The sequence below is a fragment of the Pseudoalteromonas sp. MMG033 genome, assembly GCF_057197785.1.
The window spans coordinates 4,682,391-4,708,348 of the sequence record NZ_CM170070.1 but is presented as its reverse complement, the minus strand read 5'-3'; the positions used below and the strand labels follow the sequence as shown (position 1 = coordinate 4,708,348).

General features: G+C 38.6%; 19 protein-coding genes. 12 read left to right on the top strand and 7 right to left on the bottom strand.

Annotated features, from left to right (window positions below; translation table 11 throughout):
* Positions 1-8 precede the first annotated feature (8 nt).
* Positions 9-2,516 (bottom strand): M1 family metallopeptidase, encoded by a 2,508-nt coding sequence (locus AC2CZC_RS20445; protein ID WP_484583197.1) that lies wholly within the window; start codon positions 2,514-2,516, stop codon positions 9-11.
* Positions 2,517-2,757: 241 nt separating this feature from the next.
* On the opposite strand from AC2CZC_RS20445, the gene AC2CZC_RS20440 reads away from it, so the two are divergent.
* The 4 genes from AC2CZC_RS20440 to AC2CZC_RS20425 all read left to right on the top strand — a co-directional run bounded on the left by AC2CZC_RS20440 (position 2,758) and on the right by AC2CZC_RS20425 (position 6,561).
* Positions 2,758-3,579 (top strand): substrate-binding periplasmic protein, encoded by an 822-nt coding sequence (locus tag AC2CZC_RS20440; RefSeq protein WP_484583196.1) that lies wholly within the window; start codon positions 2,758-2,760, stop codon positions 3,577-3,579.
* Positions 3,580-3,656: 77 nt separating this feature from the next.
* Positions 3,657-4,973, top strand: a complete 1,317-nt coding sequence (locus tag AC2CZC_RS20435) for a hypothetical protein (protein WP_484583195.1) — start codon at positions 3,657-3,659, stop codon at positions 4,971-4,973.
* 436 nt (positions 4,974-5,409) lie between these two features.
* Complete coding sequence (locus tag AC2CZC_RS20430) at positions 5,410-5,907, top strand: hypothetical protein (RefSeq protein ID WP_211037487.1); 498 nt, start codon at positions 5,410-5,412, stop codon at positions 5,905-5,907.
* Positions 5,908-6,165: 258 nt separating this feature from the next.
* Positions 6,166-6,561 carry a hypothetical protein gene (locus tag AC2CZC_RS20425; RefSeq protein WP_211037488.1) on the top strand — a complete coding sequence of 132 codons (396 nt, stop codon included), beginning with the start codon at positions 6,166-6,168 and terminating at the stop codon, positions 6,559-6,561.
* A gap of 409 nt (positions 6,562-6,970) precedes the next feature.
* Here the strand turns inward: AC2CZC_RS20425 and AC2CZC_RS20420 are convergent, their stop codons facing one another.
* Positions 6,971-8,125, bottom strand: coding sequence for an IS110 family RNA-guided transposase (locus tag AC2CZC_RS20420; protein WP_211037558.1), 1,155 nt, complete (start codon positions 8,123-8,125; stop codon positions 6,971-6,973).
* Between the two features lie 98 nt (positions 8,126-8,223).
* On the opposite strand from AC2CZC_RS20420, the gene AC2CZC_RS20415 reads away from it, so the two are divergent.
* From AC2CZC_RS20415 to AC2CZC_RS20400, 4 genes are all read left to right on the top strand, one after another.
* The gene (locus AC2CZC_RS20415; RefSeq protein ID WP_484583194.1) at positions 8,224-8,751 is read left to right on the top strand and encodes a hypothetical protein; all 528 of its coding nucleotides are present in this window, start codon (positions 8,224-8,226) and stop codon (positions 8,749-8,751) included.
* Positions 8,752-8,859: 108 nt separating this feature from the next.
* Positions 8,860-9,513: a hypothetical protein gene (locus AC2CZC_RS20410; protein ID WP_484583193.1), complete on the top strand. Its 654-nt coding sequence runs from the start codon at positions 8,860-8,862 to the stop codon at positions 9,511-9,513.
* A 94-nt stretch (positions 9,514-9,607) separates the two neighbouring features.
* Entirely contained in the window at positions 9,608-10,084 is a 477-nt protein-coding gene (locus AC2CZC_RS20405) for a hypothetical protein (RefSeq protein WP_484583192.1), read from the top strand.
* A gap of 156 nt (positions 10,085-10,240) precedes the next feature.
* Positions 10,241-10,642: a hypothetical protein gene (locus AC2CZC_RS20400; RefSeq protein ID WP_484583191.1), complete on the top strand. Its 402-nt coding sequence runs from the start codon at positions 10,241-10,243 to the stop codon at positions 10,640-10,642.
* 235 nt (positions 10,643-10,877) lie between these two features.
* On the opposite strand, the gene AC2CZC_RS20395 is transcribed toward AC2CZC_RS20400, so the two are convergent.
* The 4 genes from AC2CZC_RS20395 to AC2CZC_RS20380 form a co-directional block, all read right to left on the bottom strand.
* A complete protein-coding gene (locus tag AC2CZC_RS20395) occupies positions 10,878-12,191 on the bottom strand; it encodes a hypothetical protein (protein ID WP_484583190.1) in 1,314 nt (437 codons plus the stop codon).
* A gap of 205 nt (positions 12,192-12,396) precedes the next feature.
* Positions 12,397-14,472 (bottom strand): KAP family P-loop NTPase fold protein, encoded by a 2,076-nt coding sequence (locus AC2CZC_RS20390; RefSeq protein WP_484583189.1) that lies wholly within the window; start codon positions 14,470-14,472, stop codon positions 12,397-12,399.
* A 227-nt stretch (positions 14,473-14,699) separates the two neighbouring features.
* On the bottom strand, positions 14,700-16,313 hold the full coding sequence (locus AC2CZC_RS20385) for an esterase-like activity of phytase family protein (protein ID WP_484583188.1): 1,614 nt from the start codon (positions 16,311-16,313) through the stop codon (positions 14,700-14,702).
* Between the two features lie 181 nt (positions 16,314-16,494).
* Complete coding sequence (locus AC2CZC_RS20380) at positions 16,495-17,580, bottom strand: EAL domain-containing protein (RefSeq protein ID WP_484583187.1); 1,086 nt, start codon at positions 17,578-17,580, stop codon at positions 16,495-16,497.
* A 504-nt stretch (positions 17,581-18,084) separates the two neighbouring features.
* On the opposite strand from AC2CZC_RS20380, the gene AC2CZC_RS20375 reads away from it, so the two are divergent.
* The 3 genes from AC2CZC_RS20375 to AC2CZC_RS20365 all read left to right on the top strand — a co-directional run bounded on the left by AC2CZC_RS20375 (position 18,085) and on the right by AC2CZC_RS20365 (position 24,015).
* Entirely contained in the window at positions 18,085-19,050 is a 966-nt protein-coding gene (locus AC2CZC_RS20375) for an autotransporter outer membrane beta-barrel domain-containing protein (protein ID WP_484583186.1), read from the top strand.
* 126 nt (positions 19,051-19,176) lie between these two features.
* Positions 19,177-21,885, top strand: coding sequence for a PKD domain-containing protein (locus AC2CZC_RS20370; RefSeq protein ID WP_484583185.1), 2,709 nt, complete (start codon positions 19,177-19,179; stop codon positions 21,883-21,885).
* A gap of 1,818 nt (positions 21,886-23,703) precedes the next feature.
* On the top strand, positions 23,704-24,015 hold the full coding sequence (locus AC2CZC_RS20365) for a hypothetical protein (RefSeq protein ID WP_484583184.1): 312 nt from the start codon (positions 23,704-23,706) through the stop codon (positions 24,013-24,015).
* A gap of 105 nt (positions 24,016-24,120) precedes the next feature.
* Here AC2CZC_RS20365 and AC2CZC_RS20360 read toward each other — a convergent pair whose 3' ends face one another.
* Entirely contained in the window at positions 24,121-24,591 is a 471-nt protein-coding gene (locus AC2CZC_RS20360; protein WP_484583183.1) for a DMT family transporter, read from the bottom strand.
* Between the two features lie 298 nt (positions 24,592-24,889).
* On the opposite strand from AC2CZC_RS20360, the gene AC2CZC_RS20355 reads away from it, so the two are divergent.
* Complete coding sequence (locus tag AC2CZC_RS20355) at positions 24,890-25,204, top strand: hypothetical protein (RefSeq protein ID WP_484583182.1); 315 nt, start codon at positions 24,890-24,892, stop codon at positions 25,202-25,204.
* Positions 25,205-25,958: the final 754 nt, after the last annotated feature.

Sequence of the window (25,958 nt, the reverse complement as noted above, 5' to 3'; positions counted from 1 at the left end):
CTTTGTATTTAGTGTATTGATGCAATGCTCTGGCTTATCTTTTTTGAGCGTTTGGTGCATTGCTCAATATTATGCATGACGACGTTCAGCTTTTCTTCGAGTCCCTCAATGTGCAACCAAGTATTAAATAACTTACTAACAGCCTGCTGCTGCGCCTTAGAGCAGGATGTAATGAAGCTATATGGAAACCACTGTAATGAAGCCGGCGCAATTCGAGCAATGATTTTATCTTTTCTTTTTGCGATTAAATCAGCAGCAATGACTCTGAGAGCAGGATTGAAAGCCGGATATTGAAAGTTCACGTCTATGACCATGCCTTTTGTCGCATCGCTAAGAAGTAAGTCATAGTACAGTTTCACTTTCTCGGCATTATTCACATATCCCAGTGCTGGTAACATGCTGTCTTTTACCTGACTGGGCATTTGTTTAAACTGTGTGACTAACTCTTGGTACTGAGCATTGGTTGTGCTGCTTGCAAGCACGGCAATCATTTTATCTAAATGCGGATGCTGGTGACTATTTGGCCTGTAGTAATACTCTTTTGCTGCTTGTATTGCATCAGGTGCTTTTAAGTAAAGGCCAAAAAATTGCAATACGTCTCCACCATATGGCTTTTTAAGCAGAGTCTCCCAGTCTGGTTGGTGCGTGATCTGTGCACTTAAATAGCGAGCGAATGGCTGTTGATGGCCAAGTTGTATATGGTCAATAAATACGTAATGCAATTCGTTGATGAGTGTATTGGCCTGTTCTGAGTCTAGTGGCAGTTGGTTTAATTCCCGCACCACACTGTCAATATACGCCATGTATTCAATGTGGCCACTGATTGCCATAGATTGTTGATTATCCCGATAGGAGGCCTGCTCGGGTGGGCTGAGCTTGTCAAAAGGAAACTCTTTAAGCCCTGTAGCATCAATATAACGAAAATAGCCAGCACCATTTGTATCTAGGAATATGCTTTGGGTGTTGGCGGGGAGAGTAATCTTAAGTTCAGCGTCTTCTAATATCAGCTTTTGTGTGGAGACTTGTTTTCCATCCCATAACTTTAGTGATACTGGAACTGTCCAGAGCATATCGTTTCTATCTAATAAATCGTTTTGCGCTAATACATAATGGTCATCTTTTTTGGACATGGTTACCAGTGGGTAGCCGGTATTTTGGGTGAAGCTGGTGATCATGTTTTGCAGTTTAGTCTCGGGTAATAGGGCTAAAAACTGGTCCGTACTGACATTTTTACCGGCAAACTTTTTCACGTAAAGTTGTAAGCGCTGTTGCAGTACTTCAGCGCCATAGGCTTGTTCAAGCATTTCTAAAATAGCGCGGCCTTTGGTGTAATAAAGTTGACCATATGCCACTGTATCTTCACGTGTTTTAACATCAAAAATCAGTGGGATTGCATGCTGGTTATCGTCATTGAATGCCTTTGCTTGCGGCACATGTGTGCAAGAAGCGGTGTCTGGATAGAGGGTCTTAACCACCTTCGCGGCGATAAACTCAGTAAAAGATTCATTAAGCCAATAATCATCGTACCATGCCATGGTTATGTCGTTGCCAAACCAACTATGGGCAATTTCATGGGCAATGAGCTTTTTAAACTGACAATGTGCACGTAAAGTTGCATCTGAGGTGGGGACTTGATTCTCATTTAATGCCACTAAACCGAGATTTTCCATCGCTGCAATACCACCAAAGTTGCCTATTACAAAGTCGAGCCTTTGAAAAGGGAAGGGGCTTTGTAAATAATCTTCGATAAAGGATACGGAATCTACAACAACTTTATCAAAGTAAGGAGGCAGCATAGCTTTATGACTCTCAGGGCTGTATACCGTGGCATTAAGATTGTTTTTAGTTAGTTTCTGCTGTGCAAATTGACCGACTGCCAGTGCAAGGATATCGGTATTCATTTTTGGAGTTTTATTGAACTGAGTGACTTTTGCATCACCCTCGTACGTGACAGAGCTTACTTGGGTGTTGTGAAGTACCGTATATGATTTTGGCGTTGTAACTTTAAAGCGAAATGTCGCTTTTTTATTTGGTTCATCTAGCGTTGGGAATACTCGGCGCGCTTCCATCGATTGGAACTGCGACAGTAAATACACTTGACCTTTGTCATTTTGAACTCGATACAGTCCCTCCACATGATCAGATATCGCAGCTCGGTATTTTATTTTAAGCGTTGCATCGCCTTTGATTTCTATGGGCAATGCATGGGTGACAATTTCGTACTGATCAGGCTTTGTTATATTGAGTGGCCACTTTTTACCTTGATAAACAAGTGAGACCTGTGTGATATCAAGGCCTTTACTGTGATATGCGAGCGATTTAGTGGGCATTTCGAGTATCAGGTTGAGTTCAGTCGAGCCTGAAAAAGTGGGGTTGCTTGGATCGATTTGTAAGTTTACTGACTGGTGCTTTAGGTGGACATGCGCTGGTAATCGATAATCGACATCTGCTGTCGCGATGGCGAGCCACGAATTTATTATCAGAGTCAGTGTAAAAATATACATTTTCAAACGCATTGTATCCCTATTAAGTTTTATTATTGTTGTGCGTGAGAGAGGCTTTAGATCAAGCCTTGCCTGAACTAGTGTACAAGGCCTAGATATAACTAGTACATAATGAACGGTTTTTAAAGGTTAATTTAATACTAAAGGCTGTAGTTTATAACTTTGAAAGACGCTTGATCTGTCGATATTTGTTTTGTCATACATGGCGAACTTAACTAAGCTTTCTATAAGAGCGATTTATTTAGGCGGCAAAATGGTCCTATTGTTGCGAGCATTGACAGTTGTATGTTTCACCGTTGGTTTTGCTTGCCATGCTGCGCTTAAGACAGTGTCGGTTATTACCTTACCTGATTATGCGCCATTTGGTTTTTTAGATAATGGCGATACGCATGTTGTGCGAGTAGCACCGGGCGAAGACAGCCCTGTATTTAAAGGCTTTGCGTGGGATGTGGTCCGTGAGAGTTTTCATGAAATGGGTTATACCGTGGAGCTATGGGTTGTGCCTTGGGCCAGAGCACTGACTTACCTCGATAATGGCCGTGTTGATTTGATATTCCCCGTTAGCATCAGTGAAGAACGCCTCAAGATATATCGATATTCAAAAGAGTATGTTAATACAGTCTATTACCGTATATATGTGTTAAAAGAGCAACCTATTGAGTGGGACTCGCTCGCTACGTTCGATGGTAAAACCATTGCACAAATGCGTGGCTTTAATTACGGTGCTAAATGGGCTCAAGCAACGGACATTAAAAAGTATGATGTTGGTGGCATATTTCAAGGTTTTGAGATGTTAAAAAGTAAACGAGTGCATGGATTTGCTGGATATGAAGGGGTATGGGATATTGTATTGCAACAACACAACCTTGAGGATGAAATTGTCAAACTCCCCATGTTTGATAGCAATAAAGAGTTTATCGCTGCGTCATACGGCAACCCGATGGCAAAAAAACTTTTAAAACAGTTTGATTTGGGCAGGCAGCGGATCACAGAAAACGGCACCATGACGAGGATCAAGCATAAGTGGTCAGCTGTACTCAGTGAACAAGTTGAAGCACCTGTACAGCGAAACTAATGTAAACTTTGCGATTTTCTATTAAGTATTCTAGAAGCTTGCCGATACCCTAAGATGATTGAATAATAAGGATTATTATGAAAGTGTCGTCTGCAAATGGTGTATTTAGTTACGCCTCTGAACCAGTGATCTCTTCTTTAGAAAAACCACACAATAGCGCTGTGAGTGCGGACACGGTGTCTTTGTCAAAGCAAGCTATCAATCGCCATCCACTTTTAAGCAAACCTGCGTTTATTCAAGGTGCCGCAGATTTATCAGGGGGCGCACAGCGCAATGAATCCGGTGAGGTGACAAGTTATAGTGGTTTGTCATCACAAGCGCAGGTGGAAGATTTTATGGCAATCTTTGAGAGAATGTCATCCTCGCATCAAACTAAGTTACGTTACCTGCCTGTCGATGAGTCATTTTTAACATTGGCTGATAAACTCACTGACCAGCAAATTGAAACTGTGATAGACAGCGCCTTTGCACTGTCAAAGCAATATGTGTCTCAGCAACAGAGCGGCCAAGAGCCTGTCAGTGATTACATTAACAACCTCAGTGTTTTATCAGATGATAAATTGGCAGTGACCTTGGATTTGTCCAAGTCTGTCTTTGATTTGGGAGAGCAAGAGTTAGCTGATAGGGCGCTTAGCAATCGCTATCCTGTTGGGGTTATGTGGGGCACTACAGAAGATAAGCGTTTATATAAACCCGATCAGGCGCACCCTACACATGCGTTTATCACACAGGAACCGCTTGGTGCAAAGATGATAGAAGATTTAACCCATGCGGCTCAAGCGTTTACCATGGGTGAACTGACTCAACTGAAACAGGGTATAGAGGGAAGAAGTTACTTGGCGACGCGCGGTATTTTGGATATGGCCGCGCTGGTGTCTGACAATGACAAAGAAAATCTATTTATATTATTAAGTGAAGAACATGCCCACACGGATGCGCTATTTAGCTTTTTTGGCACTCAGTCAGATAAATTAGCGTTTACGTCTTTTTATCATGCAAAGCAGGGCAGTGATATTGATGATGAAAACGTGGTTAAACTTTATTATACCTACAATACCGATTCTGATATGCAGCGCACAGCCATGATGGGGGATATGTTCAAATTGCATAGCCAGCAAGGGCTAGAGTTCGTCAATGATGCAGTCAATATGTTGCAGCAAACGAATGCGTCACAAAGAAGTGATGTATGGCAGCAGTGGCAGGGCGAGGCTACTGGTGCTGTGTCTTTAGATGATTTAGCACTGCAAATCGAGGCGAGTAAAGAAGATGAAGACGATAAAAAGCAGCAATTGCGTAATGAAATACGTGAAAGCTTTAAATGGAACTTTGCTAACGGATTTGATAGCGCCCTAGATGAGATTAGGGTTTCAAAAACCAATAAACCAGAGCAATGATTTGTTGGTTTGAGAGCGCAACATTTGGTCTAACATGAGCAGACCAAATGTTTATTTTCTTCGATTAGTAGGATTCAGCCAAATTTGACAGTCACTTAAGTGCCAACAGCGGACTTTGAGGCGTAACTCGTTTCTTCCCCAAAACGTGTTTAGAGCAGTGCCTCTGGGCGAGAAGCGGCCATTAGAAAATTATTTCAAAAGCACTGTTCTTATGTCCAGTTACTCTGTGTTTCTCCTATAGTCAAGAAAACGACCAATTAGGTCGTTTTTATTCTTTCCGTAATTTCTATAATAATTAAAAATATACCTGTAGTAACAAGTTAGTTAGCATGATAGAACTGGTACAATGACAAAAACGACCCAACGGGTCGATATTAAATTGTTATGTGTAAAATCTAGTTTGAATTTGTCAATAAGTTAAAGAGAGGTTGCATTAATGAATGATGTTTTGTGCAAAGTTATATACTTTGACCAACATTTAGTCTTCAAGAAAAGTTTATACGAGAAAGTGTCTCATGACGAACTAAGTGTTGTTTTTAGAACTAATGAAAATGTACTTTGTCATCCGTACATTTATTTTCGTCCCATCAATGTGACTGATGTTATCAAAGAATATGAATTTACAGAGCTAATATTTGAATGTTATGAAGGGCATGCCCATGTTGTTTCGCAGTCAGTTGAAGAAAACGACGACGAAGTTCATATAGTCACGCGTTATTTTATGCCGCACGATGATGAGTTAGGTAGCTTGCGAGGGAATAAATTTATATATCAAACAGACGATTACACTTTTGAATATCAGATCGAAAGTTCTCTAGTGCCTCTTGACAGAATATGTACTCCTCTCAACCCATTAGGTTTATCAATTGAAGGTACTCTTAAGTGCTGGGTAGTTGAAGAGCCTTTGGATACATATCTTTCTTTATACAGATGAGCATGGTTTTACACATAACCCCATTTTGTTTTATTTATATGTATATATATACAGTTTTCAGTGTTTGTCACATATCACTGTTATGCGACAAGTGACGTATTTTAACCATTTCTAATTTGGTGACATCGGCTTAACTTATTGTTATGGTTGAGGGTATTAATGTACGTATATAAATGGCAGTTGTTATGCGGCAGACATTACGCCGTTGTTATGCGACATTTGTCGTAGATAAAAATGTTATATGCCTAGGAGGGAATCATGCATATTGCCATTAGTTTTAAAACATCTATGTTTGATGTCTCAAAGGAAAATAAGAATCCTGTTAACCCAATCTACGGCGAGTCACTCATAAAATGGTTAAAACAAGAGTTGGATTCAGAGTTTGAAATTACAGAGCCTGATGCAGAGGATTGGGGCTGGTATAGCTACATTACATGGAATAACCGCCAATATATGATTGGTGCATCCACTTACTTCGAAGAAGGTGATGATCCCAGTTCAGAATTAGAATGGGTTTTCCAAATAGATAAAACTCGCTCCCTTAAAGAAAAACTTCTTGGTAGAGAAAAGATATCAACTGCTGACGACTGTGTGTTATTTTTTAAATCAAAGTTTGAGGCACAGCTAGACATAAACTCTGTAGCCTTTGAGTAATAGGCATATAACAAATTAATTAAACAATGGACGCAAAACAGCAGGCTTGCGCTCATTCTTCGCTTAGTTTAGCCTGCTATTTTTCGCCGTTTATTAAGGCGTTGGTATGACTCCCTCTGTCAAGTTATACACACTGATCCTTGCCTAACTTTAAGCCATAATTTCCTAACTCGAATTAGAAAGAGTTAATGAATAGGATGAAGCAAGTAATTTCGTCGGTTTTCTTGCTGGTATTCGTTGGTTACTCACTTTTATGAGCAGAGCAGACTTTACTTAACTCGACGTGGCACCTGTCTTCAGTCTATGTTCGTGATTCAATGTTGCGGTAACAACATTACCATCCTAACGCCGTCGGTGGTTGTGCCACCCCCGATGCTTGAACCAATGCATTAACTCTAATTCGTTCATATTAAGCTGGTACTCTTGATAATCTTAACTTAGGATTTATCGGCGAGAGCACAATCTGTTTTGCGATTGCCCAGATATAAGCGATCATTTCACGGGCAATGGCGGTGACAACGAGGTTGTAATGCTTGCCTTTATTAATGAGCTTTTTATAACGTTTACAGAGCCTTAATTGTGCTTTCCATGCGATATCAACAATCTGCTTTGGTAAACCCTCTTGTCGTTTTTGTAACTCGGTCGATATGTTGGCTGCATGACGGTAACTATGAGCACCCTCGACTAATAAACGTCTAGCACGACCATTGCCACATTTAGTAATTGCACCAATGTGCCTTTTACCGCCACTCGAGTGTTCGCTTGGTACAAGACCTAGGTAACTCATTAGTTTTCGAGGATGGTCGAAGCGGGTTAAATCGCCAAGCTCAGCGACAACGCCAGCGGCTACAAGTAAACGAACACCTCTCATAGCCTGAATGGCTTTAACAACAGGGTAGTAACGCCATTGATAAACATGGTGAGAGAGCTCATTGTCGAGTCGCTCTAATCTAGCCATTCGCTCATTTATAGTTTGAATAAACTCTTGTAAAACGATTTGCTGTGCGGGGTGTGGCAATACCAGTTCGGTGAGCCAGCGTAAGTGTTTGAGAGACCAGTTTGCAGTGCCTGCATAGTTTATATTGTTGCGAAGAAGCAGTGCCTTCAGCTGATATTTGGCATCTTTTAAGTCTTTCATCGCGACTTCTCGAGCACGAGATAAATCACGAATAGCTTCATCTTCAGGCTCAGGCACATAAATAGGTGTTAAGTCTTCAGACTTAAGTAATTTAGCTAATTTAAGTGCATCACGCTTGTCAGTTTTAACACGTTCACCAGGCTTTTTAGGGATAAGCGAGGGGGCAACTACGTAACAGCAATGCCCAAGAGAAGTAATTAAGCGATAAATCCAGTAACCACAAGGGCCAGCTTCATAAACGAAATGTATAGTTGCATTAGGGTATTTAGATTCAAATTGCCTGATGAGCCTTTTTATAGCTACTTTAGCAGAAGAAATACGACCGAAATGAATGGGGTGTGCGCCGCGATTATCTTCAATGTAGGCAACCTCAATGAATTCTTTATGAGTATCTAAGCCAATGAAAAGTATGTTATGTTTAGTCATGCTAGCCTCTGCTATATAGTTATTTGACAAACTAATTATGGCTCTGGCTTTAAGCTAACCCACAAAAATGCGGAGGCTAGCACCGTGTGGGAGTCATTATGTCTAGGTATTCCATGGAGCAATGTGTAATTTCGTACCAGCAAAGCACAAGAAATAGAGGTTTATTTAATTTAATAGCTCTAATTGTGGTTTTATCAATTGCTACTTACTTTGCTGAATTTGAAGCCAAATTAGCTTCACTAAAAGAAGCTACATTAACAGCTCAAATTTTCGTAACTATTATTGCTTTGTGTATGGCTTTGATAATTACATACTTGCTTGTTATCTCAATCAGAGATGCTTTATTAAACTCTAAATTTAGCCTCAAACTTTATGAAACATACCTTGTGTTTTCAGAGCCCAATAATTGGATGAATAAGTCATATAAATTGGATTACAAAGATATAGTTGAGATTCACAAGGAATATTGGGTCGGAGAAAGCAACGAGTTTTACGTCAAAACTAGAGGAGGAAAGAGGTACGACTTTCCCAACCTAAAAGACGAATCGGCAGAACATGCTTTAGATTATTTGTCTAACAATTTAAAGCATGTAAAAGTTGTAATTGATGGTAGTAAGAATACCTAACAAGTTACTCAAAAGGACGCAAAACGCTTGGCTTGCGCTCCTTCGTCGCTAATTTTAGCCAAGCATTTATGCGCCCATTAGTAAGGCGTTAACTTGCAAGGATACACCATGGCATATTTAGCTGGGATGAAGATAGTATTAGATATTGAGTTTTCTGAAATTAATGAAAAAGAGTCAGAAGAATACTTATCTGATATTGTAAAAAAATACGCTGAGCTAATTTTTAATCAAGAGCTAGAACTATCGATTCATCTAGTTGAAGGTAGTTTGAAAATCAATATTGCTATTATAGGTGCTTTGTACTTAGCAATCGGTCAGTATGGTTCCTTCCGTTCAGGGGTAGATTATTTAATTAAAGACGCTAAAACACTTAAAGAAATAGTTGTTAGTCAACTTGTGCGAAATGGTGTTAATGATTCTGACATTATTGAATCGACTAAACACCACTGTGTCCCTGATAAGATACGTAGAGTATTGTTAGCAATTGATAGGTTAGAGTCTAAAAGCAACCTATTACCAAGCGATATTCAGAAAGAACTATCAAAAATAAAAACATCAGTAAGAAACATTTGCGGTCATTTGAAGGAAAAAGACATAGGTTTATTTGCCACTTCAATTCCCGCTAAATATCTGCCAGAAGATAGTGAAATCCCCCAAATTGCAACAGCATATAAACTAGCGGCAAGAGAAGAGGATATAAACTTTTTTCCAATTACTAGTTTTGATAAATTGCAAGTTAACAAGCTAATAAATAAGGACTAAAAACAGTTTGCTGTTTTCGTTCCTCAACATTTTAGCAAACTATTTTTAGCTCATTATTAGGGCGTTATACGTATCGAAGGATCGGTGTAGTAATATGAAATACTTTTTAATTTTTTTGATTCTACTTTCAATTGTTGGCTGTAAATCTACTCGAAATACCATCGAATACACTGACCCTGGTTTTTATCTTCAACCAGTCTTAAAAATGAAAGTAGTACCTACTTTTTCAAACCCTGTTATCTATGAGGTTACAAGGCACAAACCCTATCAGTTAATAACTACAACTTATGAGGGTGCTGGTGGTTATGACTGGAAAGGTATTAAATCAAAGAAAAGTATTGAATTAACAGAAGAACAGTACTCAAATTTGGTTAGTAAGTTAGAGAAAACACTGGTGTTTCCGAAAGATAAAACTCGAGGAATGGATGGAGATACTTGGATGCTAGAAAGCTCCTTGTATCAATACACTGCCGTAGCGTATTGGGAGCCAGAATATCAAACAGGTAAACGTGGGCTTGAAGATTTTGTAAGATTAAAAAGTTACCTTGAACAACTAAGCAGCAATAAATAGCTGTAAAATACGTATAACAAACAGTTTAAAAGCGGACATAATTCAGCTGGCTGTTTTCGCTCCGCTTCACATTGTAGCCAATCAAATCTTGCCTTTTAACTGAGGCGTTAGCACACTAAAAGAAGCTTGTGCCGTTTACGGCAAGCGTTATACGCAATGAGAAAATTCGCGTTAGCATTAATCATATTTGTTAGTAGCTGTACTTCAATCGAAGATGTATCTAACAAGGGGGTTGTAAAAATTAGTACAGGTATAGTATCTACAACTAAACCTCTATTTTTGTGTGCAAAAGATTTTGATGCTGATTTGAACACACAGTTGGTGATTAATTATGGGTTTGAAAAATGTCAATCTGGTAAGCATATTACGAATATTCCAGTTAATTCAATGCTTGAAATTAAAAAGGTAATTAAACACAATAGTACTGCCTTATTTTCTATAAATAGGTGGCTTGTGTTAGGACAATTTAAAAATATAAAATTTTATTATCCACTAGAGTGGGTTGAGCAAACTGACGGCACTTTTTATTACAAAAACAATGAAGTACCGTGGAAATAATTACGTATAGCAAGCAAATAACAGTTGGTTTTTGCTCCTGCGTAGCTTATTTTAACCAACTGTTATTTTCCCATTATTTGGGCGTTATAAGCGACTTTATCTGGCACATAGCTGCCCCTTATCTCTAACACGTTTATGTCTAAAAACGAGCTAGAACGACAGTCTGCTTTTCGCTCATAGCAGACCTAATCAACTGTTAGATCAGATATGAGCTACTACAAATAAGTATCAGAAACTAAAGCGTTTTATCTTTGTTTGCCACATTGAGTGTTTGAAAAAATGCATAAGCGTCAAACTCTGTGCTTTGAGATAACTGAGTCATTGAATTTACCAGCTCGCTCGATAAGTGTGGTTGTATGCCATTTATAAACGTTGCCACAGATGCGGGTTTACCTGATTCTATTTGTCGATTAAAACTCTGCCATGTATCAAATATATCGAGTTGCTTGCCTTCTTTTACAAGGGCGTGGTTGATTTCGTTTATAAGTACAAGTCCGCAATTATAATGTAATCGCGAGTTAGATTTTACAGCGCGGATGTAGTTGGGCTCTTGTTTTAACCCTTCAAGACAATGACGCTGTGCAATCACTATTTTTTCAGATAGCAAGCTAGTATTGTTTGCCACGTTTGCTGATGCGACCCCCGCTAAGAATTCAGCAGCGCCTTCATGTAGCCATGCTTCTGATGGGTTTTCAATGTCAGATCCCTGCTTTTGATAAAGGTGTGCTACTTCATGGGCAAAAAACCAAAAAATAGACTTGCTATTCACTTTTTCAATGGCTTTTTCTCCATACCAATGCAGAAAAATTTGATCGGATAAGGTGCCACCTTGATGGCCATATCTACCGTCATTGGTTTCACTAAATGAAGCGAATAAAGCAGGGCGATAATCTAATGTGCCCATTTTATCTGCAAAGAAGTCCATCAATTTAGGCAAATCTTTTTCAATGTGCTTCTTTAAGGTTGGAGGTAAACGGCCATCAATTAAACTGACAAAGTGCGTATCTTCAATGGGGGCTTCATGACCAACATAGATCTTTTGACCACTGTCTTTGCCTATCCACTGCACGTTATTTTTATGCACTTTGCCATCAACAATAATATGATTGAAAGGCGCTTTAATCGCGATTGGCCATGTGTTGGCATTGTCAGCACACATTGATGCACAAGCAAAAAAGCGTCCTGAATGAAGTAACATGCCTTCATCTGAAAATGGCGAGAATGGTGCATATTCCTTTGGTAATGGCGTATAGGTTGGTGTGAGTTTTATTTTGACCTCAGTGAATGGGCGGCCATCTTTTCTGGAGATACTTTCTTGACCAATCTCTTTGTTAAAACTTATTTCATAGTGTGAGTTGTTGGGCTGCCATCTTTTTACTCTTGAGTTATCGGGTGTTCTATTGAATACCAGCTTATTTATTGGTGTATCAACGTGATAGGTCACAGTCCATGTGTTATCTCGATGCTTTTCGATGTGTGTAAACACTTCGGCACCAAATAGCAGTGGAGAGAATATATAAAGTATAAATAATATGCACTGTTTAAACACGGTAACGGTTCCTTCATTTTACTTATTGATGTGGTTTTTATTTTTGTATTTTTAAGACATTATTAAGGATAATGAGTGTATGATAAATTAACCCTGAATATTATGAATTTTCACTGGCTTCCTGAAGCGAAAACCTTCACGATAAGGCCGAATAAGCCGACCTTATTTTATCTCTATTAACCAGTGTTAATTATCTAGGATGACATTACTTTTTTGACACACTGGAAAGTAAAATGGCAACGGTTTTGAATAATGTGTCGACAAGTTCTTTTTCCTTGCTCCCGCATATTATATTGTAACTATCAATCTCTTTACAAATACCGAACATTCCTTGATTGCTTGCGTCCTGATCGAACTCAAATTCAAAGCCGTAAGGCGTGTCTTTACCATATTTAGTATTGAGCTGTTGAGTTATGCCCTCCCAATCTTTTTTGATGAACTCAAAAGTGTAAAAAAAGAGGTTGATTTCAAGCCTAAAGTCTTCTAAGTAAAAATCTTCTTCCCTATACTCATATCCCTCTGTTAACTGCTCACTTGATGTATTACCTGTAATTATTCCATCAATATCTGACTTGGGTTCGTGTGTATCATTCGTTTCATTAGCACTGTCTGTGTCATGGTTTTTTTCTTGATTATCAATGCAGTCCTCATCATCAAATTGAAAATCAAAAGTGAGTGTCCAAGAAAATTTAATGTCTAGGCCTTTCACCCTAACATCAACATCAAATACACGATAAAAGTCTTGGTCAGCTTCCCATTGACGTTCTTCGAACTCTAAAACTAATAAGTCGACGTTTTTAAATTTCAATCTATCACATAGTCGTTCAAAGGCGGTTTCAATTGTCGTTTCGAAGGTATCTTCATGAGTGTTGATGCTTTTACTATATAGCTCTACATCTGGTGGGTTATATAAAGATAGCCTTTTAAATGTGGCAGTGATTTTATTGAATTCTTCGTCACTGATATTCCCGCTTTCATCTTTATCAAGAATATCATGAAAGGTAGTGAAAAAGCGGATCATATCTCGCTCTCGGCCAATCAATTCATTACTTGGCTCTCGGATGATGGAAAGAAACTTTTCTTCGATGAATGATAGCTCTTCACCTTCTTCTGGAAAATAGTGGTAGTGCATATGAAGAGAAAAGAAAATCCTTTTGCTCAAGTTAGCTAGCAGAAACTGATATACCGGATAAAAGGCACTTTGCAGACATGACATTGCAAAAATAACCATATAGGTATCTTCAGGCGTTTCTGTCTCGTTATCTTCAGTCGATGTTTCTGAATATAGAATAACATACAGTGAAATAATATTGATTAAACGCTTAATCGATCTTGGATTGAGGCCGACTGAGTTGAGTACCAACATTTCAAGGTGCTGCATGTTCTTTTCACTCAGAGGTTGCATATTAATGCTACCAAGCAGCTCAGTTAAAAACGCTCGAGTATGTGTTTTATATTCAATAACAGGCATTTGAAAAGGCAATTGAATGAGCTTGTCGAAAAAGCTTTTACCGCTTTGCGATGAACTGATATTGGTGGTGCCATATTTTAGTTCTACTCCCCGTTTTACCACCTCAAAATCGAGTGCAAGTACAAATACCAGATGCTCAATGTCGGTAAATAGCTTAATTGTTTCTAAAAGCTCGATGGCGTTTTTCGGAGGAATACGGTCTAAATCATCGATATAGACGATGATCCTGTCAAGTTGATGCGCCTCTATTTTATTTTTTACTTCTATGGCGATTTGCTCTTTTAAATTCGCAATTGCTGAGGCGCTCGATATCCCGGATTCTTGTGCATGATTGTCTTGTTGGTTGTTTGCGTGGTTTTCAGATTCAGCAAGGATTTGTGAAGAAATGCCCGCCGTGGCGTAGTTCGCGGCTACTTTTGCAGCGCCAAAAGCCAATGGCTTTATTGTCGATAGGAACATTGCAGCTTTGCTTGGGGCATTTTGTTCACCTTCATCGTGGTCTGAGAGTGAAGATATAAAGGTTTCTAAAAACAAAATAGGCAGGTCTTCACTGCAATTGAACTGTGAAAAGACCCAAGTATTAAACCAAACCTGATCGACTGGCACGCCTGATTCAATCAAATCATGTTCTATCATGCGCATTAAGCTTGTTTTACCGGTTCCCCAATCACCTTGAATTGCGATGGTCATTGGTGTAGCACAGTGCTGTATAAATTTACCAAGAGATTTTGCGTATGGGCTAAGGCCTAAAGCATCATTAATTACATTGGTGTGTTCTTTGAGTGGGATATCTTGAATGGCAATTGACATATACTACTATACTACTTCCATGATTTTTATATAGATATTATATGTTTAAAGTCTATGTGTCAGCCGTGATTTTTCATTATTTATTTTAAGTATATGCATATTTTTGGCTAATTATATTTATCTTTGTCAAGATAAAGTTAATCCTGAACATGTGAGTCATGAACATATTTATAGTGAGTTATGATTGAGCGGTATAATGGGGAAAGCGGCCGCAGCCGCGAGCCATATTATTTATTGAGTGCTAGGTTCTCAAAAAAGTAGAGCGTATTGCTATCTATCATTGATTTTGCAGCATCTAAGTATTTTTGTTCAAGTATGCCGTTTGTTGACCATGTCGCAAAGTCATCATCATTAAGTACAGCTAAGCGACTATTATCGATTAACCACATGCCTTCAAGCTTATCATGAGGATATTGGATTTCTTGTATGAGATCTAACACCAGTGACTTACTGACGGGGGTTATCCCGTGTGTCGTCAGTGTTTCCCAACCTGATGTTAATACTGTTTGCTCCAAAGTTTGTCCAGCAATGAGTAACCCTAAATTATCGTCCTGTACCAGAGTACTGTTCGGTGTAATTTGCTCTAAATTGGTGGCGTCGGTTAAGTCGATTTTGTAGATGCGTTTCATCGCGTCTGGCGTTTGTCCATAAAAAGCACTGTCACGCTCAATCACTAAAAACTCGGTATTTGACAGCGCTACAATCCCAGAGTTTGAATTTTGCGCTTTTTCTTGTTGGTAGAGGTATTGGCCAATTTGTTTGGTTTTTAAGTTAATTGTAACAATGCGAGTAATATCGAGCGCTTTGACCGCTTTGACCGCGTTGTCAGGGTTGTACATGGTTGATTGCATAATACCGACTAGGGTGGTTTCATCAGGGGTAATTGTGAGTCCTTCCATACCACGATTTGCTCTGCGCTTTGCATACTCGTTGGGCAGTGTGATAACTGTACGCTCGTCATGAGCAAATGCATTGATGCGCTCTATTTCCTTACCCTCATTATCAAAATGGACAATGTGCGGACCGTATTCATCACTCACCCAAAAGCTACCATCAGATAGCGCCACAAGGCCTTCGCCATCAAGTCCGTAGTTATCTAACTTTATAGGATTTTGCGTTTCATGATATGGTTTAGTTTGATCTACTAGGATAGGGTTTCCATCTACTGTATAAGGTGTTTCGCCAGTGCCGCCTAGATCTGACGCGTTTGGTAGTCCGGAGATTGGCGTGCCATCAGGGCGCTTAAGCAAAATATCTCTCAATTTGACCACAGCTCCAGTGGTTGTCAGCTCAAATAGGCCAATCCTAGGTGTGTAGTCAGGTGTCGGAAATGTTTTTCCTTTGCCATAATCACCGGTATAAGTTGCATTAGGGCCGCGGTCGGTCAGCGCGTAAAATTGGTGCTTGATACTTGGATGAGCCACCATGTCTGAGCCATAGCCTCCATTTCGGATCTCGAAGCGACTTCCTGCAATACTGCCGTTTTGTAAATCTGTTCTGAGCGCGGAATGAGGCAGTTTACTACCTTGAGCGTTAATTGGTGTAGGGGTACACACATAGTTGGATTGGTGTACTTCTGAGTCATCCAAAAGACTGTTACTGTTTATATCAACTCCTGAGTGTAAGGCGATGCCTCCAAAAAAGCATTGGCTATCTGCCATGCTCAGTTTTTGTTGATTTACGAGGCTGACAAGGCCTGCTTTACCATCTGATCCTGACGTGCCATCCGCGCCATTATTACCAGCTAGGTCGTCTAACCCATTTTTACCATCGTCACCGCTACAAGCGCTAAGAAATACCATCAGTGAGCAGGCTAATAGGCTCAAATTCACCTTCTTCATTTTATACTCCATGTTTAATTATGTGCGCAAAGGCATCGTTTGATTGAGACTGGCGCTAGCATATATTCGGTACATCAAGAATTTATGACATCGAAAAACAGAAGAAGACGGAACTGTAAGCGATAAAGGGCATCAATAAGCGTAATCATAATGACGTTATAAATGCCGTTTAATATGTTGTTTAGTCGGGAATTTTGACAGGGCTGGGCTTATCGAAAAAGTAACCTTGGGCTAAATCAACACCAATGGATTTTGCGATGGATAGTTGATTTTCATGTTCTATGCCCTCGGCGAGGACCTTTCCTCCATACTGGTGTACAGCTTGGATCACTTGTTTTAATTCACTGATGATATGTTGATTGTTGGGTAGTTGACTGATGATGGTAATACACAGTTTTGCGACATCCGGTTTTGCGATATTGATTGTCTCTAGTTCAAAAAAGCCACAGCCAACATCATCAAGCCAAATTTGATAGCCAAGTTGACGTAAAAAGGTCATTTTTTCTTGCAAAGATGCCCAATCATTAACGGGGACATGCTCCGTTAATTCGAGGCAAATATGCTCTGGGAAAGCGTGGTTGTGCAGGAGGTGGGTGACATGTTCGCTAAAAAGTAATTTTGGCGATATGTTAACCGTGAGCATGCAGGGTTTTTGTGTACTGCACACTGCTGTGTGTGTATTAAGGTGTGTTTGTAATGCGAGTAATTCAACCTCATCTTGTTGCCCATTGGCTAAGGCTGCGTCGAAAAGCTTGTCTGCTCGATGTAAGCTTGAATCGAATGGGCCTCTTATGAGGGCTTCATAGCCAAATAGACCTTCGGATTGAACATGCTGAATGCTTTGCCAGTAAGGCTCCAATCGGTTGTTTGACAAAATATCGTTAAGTTCAGTTGCACTGTCTGAATAAAGCGTTTTCATTACACAGTTTTTGTTTGCTCGCATCACTTCATGGCTAGAGCTTGCATGAGGGACAGTTTGCGCACTCACTTGAATGTCTGAGCAACGGACTAATGAAGTGTCTACAAGCTGATTTAATTCATTACATAGTCGTTGGCTAATATGGTGAGCTGCATCATCACTATCATCAAATTGGTTGCTCTCAAACCATAATTCAGCTTGCATGAAATTGTCTTCTAATACTGTCACATGACTCGTTTTTTGAAGGTTATTGACTAGTGCTTGCCAAATACTCTTGCAGGTCTGTTCACCTAATCGGTCAATGATAAAATGCCACCCACAAAGCGTGATTAAAATTTTTGTCTTCAAGGCATGCTCCAAAGGTTACATCGTAATTATTATGCTTATTTAATCTGATTGTATCTTGCAGTTTCAAAAAAATACATTGTGGACTGCATAATTATTCATGATTTTATGATGCCTGTGGGAATGAAATTACGAATATAAATATTTATCCTGTTAACGGGTGTGTAAGGCTGTTTACATAAATCTACATGGTGGGGTTTTATATTATAAATGTTGCATATATGTGTGGTTGTTCTCCCTGTGGTTATGCTGCTGTAATGGATATGGTTTTTATGTGTTTTTTACCTCTATCTTAATGAAAATACTTGAAAAGTTTTAATCTTTTTTATCTAATGCGCGGCCATGGATATGGGCCATAAGTACAGGGATAGAGTTTTTGCTTTAGGTGGTGATTTTCGAACGCTGCAAATTTTGCATGTCCAATATTCCTTTTACTTATTACAGCTCAGTTCCCTCGTAATTAATAAAACAACATGAACGTTGAATAAATGCTATCGGGAAACAGCAATGAAATACTCTCTCGCTTTGTTTGGGCTATTTAGTAGTGTCGCAGTGAATGCGAATACGACAGTGAATGTAGAACCTCTTCCTTCTTTCAGTGAAATCAGACTTGGGTTTGAAACGATAAATTATAATGAGTCTTTGTCTGACGTGGCAGGATTCGGTGAGCTTTCTCAGTCAGTGTCAGTGACAAACCCAACTATCAGACAACTTTCTTATACAGGTATTGATGATAAATGGGGATATTACATTGGAAGTGCGGCGACCATCGCAACGTCTATTGACTCAGAAACCTGGTCATTGAAAGGTTTTGGCGCTATTCAAAGCAATGACTTTAAAGTAAAAGCAAATGAAATAGCCTTTACGGGTGCATACAACTATACGCCAGCTATGCAAATAACCATGGGGATGCGAATTTATACTTCAAGTTTTACGCGCTCGAACTTTAAATTTGTTAATCCAGGCGCCTCGCGTTTTGATCAGGCGCTACAGGATTTACCCAGAGATGAACATGATCCCGTCGCTCGTTTCGATTTACCTGGACAGGCTAAAGATGGTGACGACCTATTGCAAAACAACCCAGCCTCCATTGTTTCAGTGGTATCCGTAACTGAAGATCAAATGGGCGTACTTGCCTCTCTGGGTGCACGATACGACAGTAAATTATCAAAATCATTCGAAAACTTGAGCTGGTATGCGGAAGGCGAAATAACGGTCCCAGTTTATAGCCATGTACAAAATACCAAATTTGAGACAACCTCCCTTACAGATAGTTTCAATGGTTGGGGTGTGATGGCCAGAGCAGGTGTGCGATATCAAGTTGTTGAGCATATCGCGTTAATGACTGGTATCGATACTTACTACAAAGAAAGAAGCGCTGTCTCAGAAGAAGTCAATGGACGTAGATATCGCGTGCCAAATACTGAGTACTCGAACATTTCTATTACTGCAGGTTTGCAGTGGAGCTACTAGTTCTAGAGTAAATTTTAGACTGGTTCATTTTGACTAAGTTACACAGTTTATGGATGTGACTGCTGACAAGCATACGCTTGTTAGCAGCTGGAAAAACAAAATAACAATTTACATTAAGGAAGTAACATGCAATTGCATGCGTTTAGGAAATCTCTTTTAGCAACATTAATTACCTCTTCACTGTTAGTCGGCTGTGGTGGCAGCGACTCTGAATCTTCTGCTCAAACAAATGATAATGTTGCATCTGATTCAAATAATACTAATAGCTCTGTTACAGATACTGGAAGTGCTGAAACGGGTAATACTGAGGGTAATACTGAGGGTAATACTGAGGGTAATACTGAGGGTAATACTGAGGGTAATACTGAGGGTAATACTGAGGGTAATACTGAGGGTAATACTGAGGGTAATACTGAGGGTAATACTGAGGGTAATACTGAGGGTAATACTGAGGGTAATACCGAGGGTAATACTGAGGGTAATACCGAAGGTGATACTGATCCCGATGTTGTCGTTGAGCCTACTGAGCCTGAGGTACCTAAAGTTAATGAAGCTCCTGTTGTAGGCATTAATGGTGAAAATGAGGCTTTGGAGCAAAAAGTATTCACGTTAACTGCAGAGGCAACAGATCCAGATGGAGATGAAATCACTTACACTTGGTCTCATGATTCTGAGCTTGCAATCTCTATGGAAGGCAGTGACGCTGCGACGTTGTCCGTAACTGTCCCAGATATTGATAGAGACCATTTAGTTAACTTTACTGTTTCGGCAACTGATAGCAATGGTGCAATGACGCAAAGCTCGATTGCTGTGACTGTAAAACGTAAAGTCTCCAGCGTAACTATTACCGGTCTAGTTACTGATAAGCCGATTGTGAATGCACAAGTTGAAATTAAAGTTGGTGATGAAGTTTTTAACACCTCTGCAGATGCTCAAGGGGCATATTCTGCGCTGGTCGAAGTTGATGAGAGTCAAGTTGATAAGCTAGTGACTGTATTTGCCAAAGGGGTTGATACGCAGCAAAGTGTCAGCTTTGTATCACAGCTTAATTCTATCCAGTCTTTGATTGAACAAGCTGGCGAAGACGCAACGCTTGATAGCTCAGAAAACTTTTCTGTAAACGTCACTAACGTTACGACGGCTGAGCACGTACTTATGGCGTCGTTTGATGATTTACTTGAGTCTGATGAAGAGTATTTAGCAGCACTTGCAAGTGTCGATGTTCAGAAAAAGATAGAACTGGCAACCTTAATTAAAGTGTTCGTCGACAATGATGATATTGATTTACCTGAAGGGGTTGAGTCAACGTTAGATCTTATTGACGATGACTTATCAATTGATCAAGCACACGCTATTATCACAGAAAAAGATCCGACTCTGTTTGATAAGACAAAAGAAGCGCTTGAAAATGATGAAGACCTAATTGACCAAGATGTCGAGTCACTTAGTGGTGAATTCGTCTTACAATATTTACATAACTACGATAGTCCTGCGACGCACATTAATTTAACTGAAGATGGCAAAGGTCAGCTTACTGCAATTAATACAGTCTCAGTGGAGCACTGGGAGCAGACTGCAAATGCTGTCACGATAGAGCTTTCGAGTTCATTAGCAACCCGTAAAGTTAGCTCTGATGAAGGCATTGAGTCCATTTATGTCAATACCCTGAACTTAACTGTGTTAGGTGAAAATGATGCCTATAAGACAGTAGAAGTGGAGGAAATTGGCGATAAAGTTTTAGGTAACGGTAATCGAGTTGCTCACCATAACAAGTATATTACTAACCTAGTCTCTAAAAGTGACATGCCGTCAATTGATGTAGAAGATTTGACGCAAGGTATGTGGTACTTAGACCGCTTCCAAAGTGATGAGAGTGAAGGTAACGAAGGTTATGGTATTTTCGAGTTCGAGGCTGATGGCAAAGTATTCGAAAACTTCCCTAATTCAGGAGAGCGTGAAGAGCTAGCTTGGCGCATCGCAGATGATGGTGTCCTTGAACTCATGTACCCAAGAGATGACTCAGATGAAACCGGTACTGTGCGTTTCTGGTTTACCAAAGAAATCGCTGGTGGTTATGCATTCGTCTCGTCAGATAATGAGCACCCTGATTATTCGCATACTGAATACGGTATCTTCATTCAAGAACAAACAATTGAAGAAGAAATAGACTTTACAGGGCGTTGGACTGGCGAAGTCGGCAGAAATACAGAGAACTTCGTTTTCGATTTATTTGAAAATGGCACGTTAAATGTCAACTATGGTTCTAGCAACTTCACTTGGGCTTCAAGCTTCATTGCAACTGAAGGCCAAGCATTAGACTTTACTTTAAACAGTGCACCACAATCTGTGACATGCTCAGATGCAGAAAGCTTATGCTTAAATGTGGAAAGCTTGTCTCAGCGTGTACTTGTTGCTGAAAACGACATGGTTGTACTTGAAAGAGAGTTTACTGAAAACCATGCGAGTGGTTATCAAGAGGAGAAAAGAGAACTGGTCATCTTAAAGCAAGAAGATGATATGGAATTAGATGGATTTAATAAAGAGTTCTTCAGTTATACTCGCACTTACTTCCTTGATCCATCGATGCAACGTGAGGACGATAAAGTAATACTTGAGCCGAGCATTGTTGATGGTGAAAAAGTATATACACTGGGTATATTCGGTGAAACACATCAGGTTACTCTTGTTGACGGACAAATGCGTTTTAAACTAGATGACAAAGACTGGACCTTCGAGTTATTAGATTATTCACAGCAGGGGATTACAGTTTGTGAATATGAAGTAGGTCAATCTTGTGAAACTGAAATGACGTGGTTATTTGCTAAACCAGAATAAAGGTTTTTACAGTATTCTTATGTAATACGTGTATACCAAGAAAAATTAAAAGCGCGCTCTAGGTAATAAAGCGCGCTTTTTTGTGTAGTAATATTTTCTGCTTTTTAGCTTACTCGCCAACTAAATCCTTTGTGGATGCTGAGTATAAGTTAGACCTTAACAACCATAAATACCACCCAAGCTAGTCTCTTAGCATCTAACTTAAACAGGGTCATATCAAAAACGCCAAAGTGTTCGAGTAGTGTCATTGCTCCAAATTTATGTCCAGAATATTATACATAACAAATCACCCACCTAGATAAAAATATTAAGGTGTGCCGAGTACAAAAAATTGGATATACCATTGTTATCAATTGTTTCGATAAATGAAATTTTAGGATCTATAAATATCAAAAAATCGACGCGGAAATTAGGTGATTTTATATTTGCTAACTAACGGATTGTTTAAGTCTGTCAAGAGAAGAGCTTTAAATTTATCAGTAAGCATGATTGATGATAATTAAATAAATCGATGTTTAATTAATTTTTTAGAGTGGTTGTATTTAATTTCATGGTGCTTGTAAAAAGTAAAATAATAACTTAGTGGTTTTTGTTATCTTTTGATTTGTAGGCTTTTTTATTATGGTTGCGAAAGGTTGGTTTTTGTTACTGGTTAAGCTTTAGTGTTAATTTTTACCAATGGGTTTGTTTGTTTTTTGTTCTTTTTTTGACTTTTTAATTTTTTTAAATTATTGTGGATTTGATTTTTAATAAGGAGAATTAAAATGATAAAATCAAATAAACTAATTAAGAGTCTCGCTGCCTCATCTCTATTAACTTTGGCTTCTTTTTCTAGTAATGCCAGTACTGGTTTAGTTACTGAATCTACTACTCCAATAGTTGAATCTAGTTCTTCAGAAAGAGAAATAGTTGCTACTATATGTAATTATGAATCTCTTACAGGGGATGCACCATATGGCCTTCCGATTATAAGGCCTATAAGTGGTAAGGTGATCTGTAGAAGCCCAATTGTATATCCAGACCTAGACCGACCAGGAGAGTTTATCATATACATCTTAGCTAGTACTCGTTATATATATAACTGATAGATTATTTTTATAAAAATTGACTTTATTATTAAGGTGTAAAGTCAATTTTTCCGAGATTTTTTATAAATATCAGTATCATTAAGCTAAATCGTCAACTAATTTCTTTATAGCTTACTAAGGGCAAGAAAAACTTCCGTCATCATAAGAGTCAATTCGGCTATTCTTTTAATGTCCAATTTGAACTGTGTAATGCCAAAAAAATAAACTATTCAGTCAATTCCTTGGCAAACCAAGGGGTGATTGAAATATAAACATGGAAATTCCAGCTTCGAAACAAAGTTACGATAGTTAACCTTACACACAAAGTACTTTGGTCATACTCTTTGTATCAATTAATTCGATCCTCGCAATAAAAAACATTATAAAAAATAAAATTCTTCTTCGCGAGTGCTGTTTTTGTAAATTATTAAATTATAATTAAATGCTTTCAGATAGCATGTTCGAGGCTAAATCCCTGTAATAATGAGCGAGAATAAAAGGTTTAATATAACTTTTAAGTTGTTTTTAAATAAAGTGTTTTATTTTTATTTAGGTAGTTTTGTTGAGGTGATTGGTATGAACTTATTAATATTTGCTAAGTCTAGATTTTTCATTTTCTTATATATAAAAATGCGTTTGGGTGTCGTCTAGATTTAAATGTGATTATTCTAATAAATTGTAATTTTTATTTTGTTGACATTTATTTATTCTTAACCTATTGTGAATTTGATTTTTAATAAGGAGAATTAAAATGATAAAATCAAATAAACTAATCAAGATCCTTGCTGCATCATCTCTATTAACGGTGGCTTCTTTTTCTAGTAATGCGAGCACTGGCCTAGTTACAGAACCTACTAGTCCAACAGTTGAGAATATTTCTTCAACAAGAACAATAGTAGCTACTTTATGTACTTATGAATCTCTAACTGGATGGGGGCCGTGGGGTTTTCAGCGCACAATTCGTCGTGAAGGTAGGGCTATCTGCAAAGGTCCAATTAAGTTTAGGGATGGCGATTGGACTTACACATATGCTTTAGTCGATGTTGAGTATGTATATAACTAATAGTTTATATTAATAAAAAATTGACTTTATTTTATTGGGATAAAGTCAATTTTAACCTGTTCTATTTATACAGTAATATCAGTGTACTTTAAGCTAAATCCTCAATTAGCTCCTTTGTGGTTTGCTGAGTATGAGCAAGATCCCAACAACCATAAACACCACCCCAGCTAGCCTTTTAGCATTTAACTTAAACTGGGCCATACCAAAAAGGGCAAAGTGATCGATCAATGTCATTGCAATCAGTTGGCCAAGCAATACAAATGTAATGGCGTTGGCAACGCCAAACCTCGGAGCTACCCAAGTAATAGTCAAAATATAAAACATGACAAAACATCCCCCGAGATAAAAATACCAAGGTGTACCTTTTACAAAGAGTGATTTTGGTATGCCATTGCTACCAAATAAGTAGATAAGTGCAATACAAAACCCCACAAATAATAAAATCGTCGCAGCAAGCGCGGTGTTTTGTAACTTATTACCTAACCCGCCATTTAAAGCGGCCATGACTGGGATCCCAAGCCCAGCCACAAACATGATAAGCGCGTATATAGCAATACTATGTGAATTTTGCAGCATATTATAAACCTATAGATATATGTTGATGTGCAGACGTGTCTGCAGGTGAAGGCGTATTTACTTTTAAGAGAAACATAAGAGACTCCTTTTGGGAATTTTTTGTTAACATTTGTTTGTGTTTTTTGCTCCATTAATAGGCTTTAAGCAATGAATCGATCAAATATTCAGCGCACCTTTATTTATTTTATATGAAAATTTTAATTTAATTAAGTTTTGGTTAAGTTTTTGTGTTTATTTGGTTGACGTGGCGTGCTTCGTAAAATATCTTTAGGTTGGTTTTTTAATAAGGAGAATTAAAATGATAAAATCAAATAAAATAATTAAAACCCTAGCTGCAACATCTCTACTAACGGTCGCTTCTTTTTCTGGTAATGCATCTACAGGCCCAGCCATAGAGTCTACTAATCCAACGGCTGAAGTAGCTGCTTCATCAAGGTATGTAGTCGCGACTATGTGTGTATATGAGTCTATCAGAGGGGGCGGTCCAAAAGGTTTACAATTTGAGGTACGTCACGACGGTAGGTTTACGTGCCGAGGCCCAATTATGTATCCAAACGAATTTGGTGGTGCCCATGTCTATGCCTTAGTGAGTTCATATTATATATATAGATAAAATCTAATGTAATTTGATGTTGATTGGTTTTATTCTATGTTAATAAAGCCAATTTTTATGCTTTTTACTTATGATTTACCCTCACTTCTATCTTTTAAAACTGTATCTAAATAATTATTAGTCGTTTTTTATTACACCATAAAGACACCGTTTTTCGATTCAAATGCGTTTACCATATGGATAGTTGGAAGCCTGCTATTAAGAGTAAGAGAGTGTAAGGGTTTTTCCGTCAGCTGACTAATAGGCCTAGTAAAGGAATCATGCACGGGAGAACGTGTCTAAATGGAATATATTGCCTTAACCTGTCTAAAGGACAGTACCCGAAATCTTCAATACCTTCCCAGCCAAGGATCATAATAGAACATAATAAAGGGTAAGCGACCATTACTCAATGGGCGAATATCATCTATTGATTCAAGGTGTTTGGCTGAATGCTAGTAGATTCACTATTTTCTAGGATTTTAAAATTGGGGATAAGATCATATCTGACAATACAAAACTAGTTTCAATATGTGTTGGTTATAACCCATTCACGCCTCAACCCGTAGCCTGCGTTTATCAGGTTCTTAACTTATTAAACTTGTGTATTTTACTACTATTTTTTAGTGTGAACTTGGTCGTTCCTCGCGATGATTATGTATCCCTTTGATTATAAAATTAGACGGGATGGTCTGCATGGCTAAGTACCTCCGAGTTGAACTCGGGAGGCTATTGTCTTTCAAGATATAAACTATTGAGAAGGGGGGGAATGCTA